6 protein-coding genes, 1 tRNA gene and 1 pseudogene are annotated in these 6,668 nt (G+C 63.3%); 5 read left to right on the plus strand and 3 right to left on the minus strand.

Annotation, left to right across the window (positions count from 1 at the left end; all coding sequences use genetic code 11):
- Nucleotides 1–68: 68 nt before the first annotated feature.
- Nucleotides 69–854, minus strand: coding sequence for an esterase/lipase family protein (locus FEV53_RS11460; protein ID WP_246100792.1), 786 nt, complete (start codon nt 852–854; stop codon nt 69–71).
- A gap of 3 nt (nt 855–857) precedes the next feature.
- A complete protein-coding gene (locus tag FEV53_RS11465) occupies nt 858–2,357 on the minus strand; it encodes a CoA-acylating methylmalonate-semialdehyde dehydrogenase (RefSeq protein WP_142834940.1) in 1,500 nt (499 codons plus the stop codon).
- Nucleotides 2,358–2,459: 102 nt separating this feature from the next.
- On the opposite strand from FEV53_RS11465, the gene FEV53_RS11470 reads away from it, so the two are divergent.
- The 3 genes from FEV53_RS11470 (at nt 2,460) to coaD (ending at nt 4,376) form a co-directional block, all read left to right on the plus strand.
- A complete protein-coding gene (locus FEV53_RS11470) occupies nt 2,460–3,338 on the plus strand; it encodes a LysR family transcriptional regulator (RefSeq protein WP_142834941.1) in 879 nt (292 codons plus the stop codon).
- 51 nt (nt 3,339–3,389) lie between these two features.
- The gene (locus tag FEV53_RS11475) at nt 3,390–3,818 is read left to right on the plus strand and encodes a CBS domain-containing protein (protein WP_142834942.1); all 429 of its coding nucleotides are present in this window, start codon (nt 3,390–3,392) and stop codon (nt 3,816–3,818) included.
- Between the two features lie 63 nt (nt 3,819–3,881).
- Nucleotides 3,882–4,376, plus strand: a complete 495-nt coding sequence (coaD, locus tag FEV53_RS11480; RefSeq protein ID WP_142834943.1) for a pantetheine-phosphate adenylyltransferase — start codon at nt 3,882–3,884, stop codon at nt 4,374–4,376.
- Nucleotides 4,377–4,429: 53 nt separating this feature from the next.
- On the opposite strand, the gene FEV53_RS11485 is transcribed toward coaD, so the two are convergent.
- Nucleotides 4,430–5,617 (minus strand): bifunctional alpha/beta hydrolase/OsmC family protein, encoded by a 1,188-nt coding sequence (locus FEV53_RS11485; protein WP_185962174.1) that lies wholly within the window; start codon nt 5,615–5,617, stop codon nt 4,430–4,432.
- Between the two features lie 71 nt (nt 5,618–5,688).
- Here FEV53_RS11485 and FEV53_RS11490 point away from each other — a divergent pair.
- Together FEV53_RS11490 and FEV53_RS11495 are read left to right on the plus strand one after the other, a co-directional pair.
- Nucleotides 5,689–5,764 (plus strand) — tRNA-Val (locus FEV53_RS11490).
- A 206-nt stretch (nt 5,765–5,970) separates the two neighbouring features.
- A pseudogene (locus FEV53_RS11495) lies at nt 5,971–6,668 on the plus strand (transposase); the annotation flags it as partial.

Below are 6,668 nucleotides of genomic sequence, written 5' to 3' on the forward strand. Positions count from 1 at the left end.
AATATGTCCTTTCGAGGGCCAACGGCGTTTCCTTCCGTCTAGCCCAGCGTGGGTCGTGGAGACAATTCCTAGTACCGCCGCGTCCGCCGCGCGGGTTGGGACGAAATTTCGAAGGTGCCATCCTGCAAAAAGTTGAGAGTCTGCTCAATGACGCGGGGGTTGTACATCATGAAGGTGTGGGTCACGGGCAACGTGAGATGCTGCTTCATGCCACCTACCTTGGTGGAGGCGATCGACACAGCCCCATCGTCGGGCCCCGGGATCAGAGAGGAGCCCAGTGGGTTCACCGAACGGTTCCCGGCGATGATCCCAAGTTCAAAGGTGACCGGGGGCAGGCGCGCTGGCAAATCGTCGGGCCCTGTTCCGAGCTCGAGCCCTGCGGGTCCAAAAATCTGCTGGAACGTTGCGAGATTGGCAAGGTCATCAACGATTTCACTGCCATGATTGGGTGGTGCCAGCATGACCACGCGGCCCAAGCGGGGCAGAGGATTCTCCGATAGCCAGTGCCGCAGGAGGATGCCGCCCATGGAATGAGTGACGACATCGATTCGCGCCCGTGCCGGGCATTGGGCGATGAGAGGCGGGAGGGTCTGACGGCTCAGCTCGGCGACGGGGGCGGAGGTCGAGGGATACTGCGCACGGACCACAGTATAACCCTTCTCATCCAGCGCGTCGGCCAGTTGCGACAGGGAGGCCGGACCGCGCGCCAGACCGTGGATGAGAATCACACAGGCCGGGGCGAAATGCATCGCCCCGGCTGGAGTGCCCAGCAGAAGAGCCAGCAGGGCGAGCAGCCCCCGGAGACGCCATCGCGCGCCATGACCCGGTGATTTGCCTGTCCTGCTGTATCTCATGCCTTAGTCCATAGGTTTGAAGTTAAACTCCGCCTGATCTTTAATGCCGGAGAACCAGCGGGCGGTGACGGTCTTTGTCTTCGTGTAGAACCGGAAGGCGTCGGGGCCGAACTGATTCAGATCGCCGAAGCTCGATTTTTTCCAGCCGCCAAAGGTGTGGTAGCTGAGCGGCACCGGGATCGGGAAGTTGATCCCCACCATGCCCACATTCACCCGATGGGCGAAATCACGCGCCGTGTCGCCATCGGCGGTGAAGATGGCGGTGCCGTTGCCATATTCGTGGCTCATCACCAGATCGAGCGCCTCGTCATAGCTCTCGGCGCGGACCTGGCTCAGCACCGGGCCAAAGATCTCTTCGCGATAGATTCGCATATCGCGGGTCACATTGTCAAAGAGGCTCGGGCCCATGAAGAACCCGTTCTCATAGCCCTGCATGGAGAACCCGCGCCCGTCCACGACCAGCTTGGCTCCTTCTTCGACGCCGCTGTCTATGAGGCCGGAGACCCGCTGATGGGCCTCGGCGGTGACCAGTGGGCCAAAATCCACATCATCGCCTGCGGTATAGGGGCCGACCTTCAGTTTTTCGATCCGGGGCAGGAGCTTATCCACCAGCCGGTCGGCGGTTTCCTGACCCACGGGAACGGCCACGGAAATCGCCATGCAGCGCTCGCCTGCCGCGCCGTAGCCCGCGCCCACCAGCGCGTCAGCGGCCTTGTCCAGATCCGCGTCGGGCATGATGATCATATGGTTCTTGGCGCCGCCGAAGCACTGGGCGCGTTTCCCGTTCGAGCAGGCCCGGCCGTAGATATACTGGGCAATCGGGGTCGAGCCGACGAAGCCCACGGCCTGCACTGTCTCGTTGTCGAGGATCGCGTCCACCGCTTCCTTATCGCCATGGACCACCTGCAACAGCCCGTTGGGCAGGCCCGCCTCTTGGATGATCTCGGCCAGCATATTGGCAGTGGTGGGCGTACGCTCTGAGGGCTTGAGAATCATCGCGTTCCCACAGGCCAGCGCGGGGGCCATTTTCCACAGGGGGATCATGGCCGGGAAGTTGAACGGCGTGATTCCCGCGACGACGCCCAGCGGCTGGCGCATGGAATAAAGGTCGATGCCGGGGCCGCCGTCATTGGTGTATTCGCCCTTCAGCATATGGGGGGCGCCCATGCAGACCTCGACCACTTCGAGGCCGCGCTGCACATCGCCACGCGCATCGGGAATGGTCTTGCCATGCTCGCGGCTGATGGCCTCGGCGAGGTCGTCCATGCGCTCGTTCAGGAGCTGGCCAAACTTCATCATCACCCGGGCGCGACGCTGGGGGTTGGTGGCGGCCCAGGCGGGCTGGGCCGCGGCGGCGCGGGCGATGGCGTCGTTCACCTCGTCGGTGGAGGCCAGCGGCACCCGCGCCTGCACCTCACCCGTGGCCGGGTTGAACACGTCGGAATGTCGGCCCGAGCGGCCTTCGACGGCAGCGCCGTCGATCCAGTGGGAAATCGTCTGCATGGTGGGTCCTCCTCGAACGTGGTTTGGCGCATGATACCTTGCGAATTTACCAGAAGAAGCGCCATGATCCCAAAGTAACTTTGCAAAATTGCAGGTACAGGCATGGATTGGGATGATGTGCGGCTGTTTCTGGGGGTGGCGCGGGGCGGGGGGCTCAGCGGTGCGGCGCGGGCGCTGAGGCGCGACCCGGCCACGCTGGGCCGTCGCATCGCCCGGCTCGAATCGGATCTCGGCGTCACGCTCTTTGTGAAGGGTCCCGGCGGCTACCGCCTGACCGAAGAAGGCTCACGCCTCATGGTCCATGCCGAAGAGGCCGAGGCTGCGATTCGGAGCGCCGAGGATGAGGTGCGGGGCGGGCTATCCGGGGCGATCCGCATCGGCGCGCCGGATGGCTGCGCCACCTATCTGTTGCCCCCGGTCACGGCCGCGCTGACCGCTGAGAACCCCGATTTGCAGATCGAAATCGTCGCCTTGCCGCGGGTCTTCGATCTCAACCGGCGCGAGGTGGATATGGCTATCGCGGTCTCGCGGCCCTCCTCCGGGCGGCTCACGGTGCAGAGGATCGCGGATTACCATCTTAGCCTCGCTGCGCATGTCGACTACCTTGCGCGCCATCCCATCGCCGGGCCCGGTGACCTCGAACGGGCCCGGATCATCGGCTACGTGCCCGACATGATCTTTGACCGTGAGCTTGATTATCTGGGCGAGGTGGGTCTGACCCGCGTGGATCTGGCGTCCTCTTCGGTGACCGTGCAGGCCGCCTGGATTGCGCGTGGTTCCGGGCTGGGGATCGTCCATGATTTTATGCTGGGGCACATGACGGGTGTGCGGCGGGTGCTGCCCGATGAGATCCGGCTGACGCGCAGCTACTGGCTCTTGCGTCCACAGGGGGATGCGCGGGCTCCGGGGCTGGATCGATTTGCCGCAGAACTGGTCGCTGGAGTGCGTGAGGAGATCCTTCGCGCCGAAGGGAGCGCTTGACAGAGTGTCACACACGCGCCCAACCTGAGAAAAACCAGAGGGAGCTTCCAGATGCGCATTTCCAAAGTGCTTCAGACCAAGGGCAAAGACGTCGTTCAGATCGGCCCGAATGCCAGTGTGCGTGAAGCCGCCGGAATCTTGTCCGAAAAGCGCATCGGCGCGATCATCGTCGCCGATGGAGGCGCGCCGTTGGGGATCCTGTCCGAACGGGATGTGGTCAGCTGGCTCGGGCGCGAGGGGGCAGGGTGTCTGGAGCGCAAGGTGAATGAACTGATGACCGCCAAGCTCACGACCTGCGGCCCGGAGGATACGCTCCTCGATGTGCTGGAGAAGATGACTGATGGCCGGTTTCGGCACATGCCGGTTATGGAAGGCGACACGATGGTCGGGCTCGTCTCCATCGGCGATGTGGTCAAGGCGCGCCTGTCCCAGCTCGCCATGGAGCGCGATGCGCTCGAAGATATGGTCAAAGGCTACTGAACCAGATCTTGACCCTCAGGGTACAGCATGATGACACGTCCCGGCACGATAAAGGGAGATCCTATGCGGACTGCACTCTATCCGGGGACGTTCGATCCTGTGACCCGCGGCCATCTGGACATCATACGTCGCGCCACGGTGCTGGCTGACGAGCTGGTCATCGGCGTGGCGATCAATCGCGACAAGGGGCCTTTGTTCTCCCTCGAGGAACGGGTGGCGATGATCGAATCGGAGACCCGTTCCATTTCGGAAGAAACGGAATGTCCGATCCGCGTGCACCCGTTCGACAACCTTTTGATCGATTGCGCGCGCGACGCAGGGGCGCAGATCATCGTCCGTGGTCTGCGGGCTGTCGCTGATTTCGAGTACGAATATCAGATGGTTGGCATGAATCGTGTGCTCGATGATACGATCGAAACCGTTTTCCTGATGGCCGAAGCCGAGCATCAGGCCATCGCGTCAAGGCTGGTTAAGGAAATCGCCCGGCTCGGGGGGGATGTCACGTCATTTGTGCCCAAGCGGGTCGAGGCGGCCCTGAGGGCGAAATTCAGCGGCTGATATGGCAGCGATCCGGCGCGGGCCTCGGCCTCGCGCCGACCCTCTGCTCGGGGTCATTTTTCTGACGTTTCGATCCGGATACCGGCCTCCAGCGTCCGATGGACCGGGCATTTATTCGCGATCCGCATAAGTGCTGCGCGCTGTTCAGTTGTCAGCGCGCCTTCAAGCAGGACGTCGCGTCCCAGGTGTTCGGTTCTTTCGCCGCTGTCCGGATCGCTTGATTTACTGTGACGCACATCCACGGTGACCCGGTCGAGCGGAAGCTGCTTTCGCTCGGCATACATACGCAGGGTAATCGAGGTGCAGGCCCCAAGCCCTGCGGAGAGCAACTGATAGGGCGTCATCCCGCGATCGGTGCCGCCCAGCGAAAGGGGTTCGTCGGCGGTCAGTTGGTGCGTGCCTGCGAGAACCTCCTGCCGGTATCCTGCCACCTCGCGCACGCGGACCACCCCGTCCGGGGCTTCGGAGGCGGTCTGTTTGGGCGGGTCCAGATAGCGTGAGGCCCAGGCGGCGATCACGTTGGCCGCATATTCCGCATCGGCAGGATTGCTCAGCAGATGGTCGGCACTGTCGAGGGTGACGAAGCTCTTGGGGTGCTTTGCGGCGGCGAAGATCCGCGTCGCATTGTCGATCCCAACCACCTGATCCTGCGGGGCGTGCAAAACGAGGAGTGCCCGCTTGAGCCGGGACAGGGGTTCGGCCAGCTCGGCGCTGTCCACATCCTCCACGAAGTCCCGGCCGATCTTCACCGGGCGTCCACCGAGGTCAACTTCGGCCCAGCCCTCTCCCTCGATTTTTGCCAACGCCCAAGCAAAGTTTTCCGTCACATGGCCGGGCTCGAAGGGCGTGCCAATGGTGACGACGGCCCGGACCGAAGGCAGGTGCTCCGCCGCGCGCAGAACTGCCGCGCCGCCCAGCGAATGGCCGATCAAGAGCGAGGGCGACGCCAGCGCGTCCGTCAGGGCTTCGGCTGCGGCGATCAGGTCCGTTACATTGGACGCCAGCGTCGTCTCTTCGAACGCGCCCCCCGACTGGCCGAGCCCGGTGAAGTCAAAGCGCAGCACGGCAATGCCCTGCGCCGCCAGCCCCGCCGAGACCCGCTTTGCCGCGACGATATCCTTTCCGCAGGTGAAACAGTGGGCGAAGACCGCCGTCGCGCGCGCGGGCCCTTTGGGTCGTTCGATCCGACCTTCGAGTGTAATCCCGTCCGGCGCTTTGATCTGCAAACGTTGGGTGGCCATGGCCCGCTCCTGTCTTTCGCGTTCCGCCTCTTGCATCCCTGCCGTGTTGCGGGCAAAGAGCGCCCACGGTCGGGCGGTTAGCTCAGTTGGTAGAGCGCCTCGTTTACACCGAGGATGTCGGGGGTTCGAGTCCCTCACCGCCCACCATTGCATCAAAAGCGACGTTAATTTGTTGGATAATGTTTCCGGCGAAACCGGACTGTGGGACACATCGGCGGTGCCGGTCTGTCTTTAAGAGCGCCTGAATGAACGCTCCGGCGAGTGCAAGGCGTTCCGCTCCATTTGTGTTGACCTGGTTCCCTGACCGGTCCGCGCTTTGAGGTTAGTCCGTTCTTCAACTGAGGAGACAGACGATGAAGAGAAGCCGTTTCAGCGAAGAGAAGATCATCGGCATACTGAAAGAGCATCAGGCAGGCGCGACGGCGGCTGATCTGGGCCGCTGGCACGGGATCAGCGATGCGACCTCCTACAAGTGGTGTTTCAAGTATGGCGGCATGGAGGTAGCCGATGCCAAGCGGCAGAAGGCGCTGAAGGCTGAGAACGCGAAACTCAAGAAGCTGCTGGCGGAGCAGATGATGGACGTGGCGACGCTGAAGGAGATGCTCGGGAAAACCTTCTGAGGCCTGGTTCGGGGAGAAAAGCCGTGGACTGGGCTATAAAAGAGATGAGCTGTTCGCAGCGGCGGGCCTGTGCGTTGTCCGGGATCGATCCGCGCGCGTACCGGCGCCGCTCGAAGGGTCCGGCTGACACGGAGCTGCGGGCCAGGATGAAGGAGCTGGCCTCGGAGCGACGGCGGTTCGGCTACCGGCGGCTGCACATCCTGCTGAAGCGGGAGGGCTGGGACGTGAACTGGAAGAAGCTCTACCGGCTCTACCGCGAAGAAGGGTTAACCATCCGTAAACGGGGCGGACGCAAGCGCGCGATCGGAACCAGGGCGCCGATGGCGATCCCGCAAGGGCCGAACCCCAGCGCTGGTCGCTGGACTTCGTGTCGGATGCGCTCGCCGATGGCCGCCGGTTCCGCCTTCTCTGCGTGATCGCCGACTTCAGCC

The sequence above is a fragment of the Palleronia caenipelagi genome (genome assembly GCF_007004065.1).
Taxonomy (GTDB): Bacteria; Pseudomonadota; Alphaproteobacteria; order Rhodobacterales; family Rhodobacteraceae; genus Palleronia; species Palleronia caenipelagi.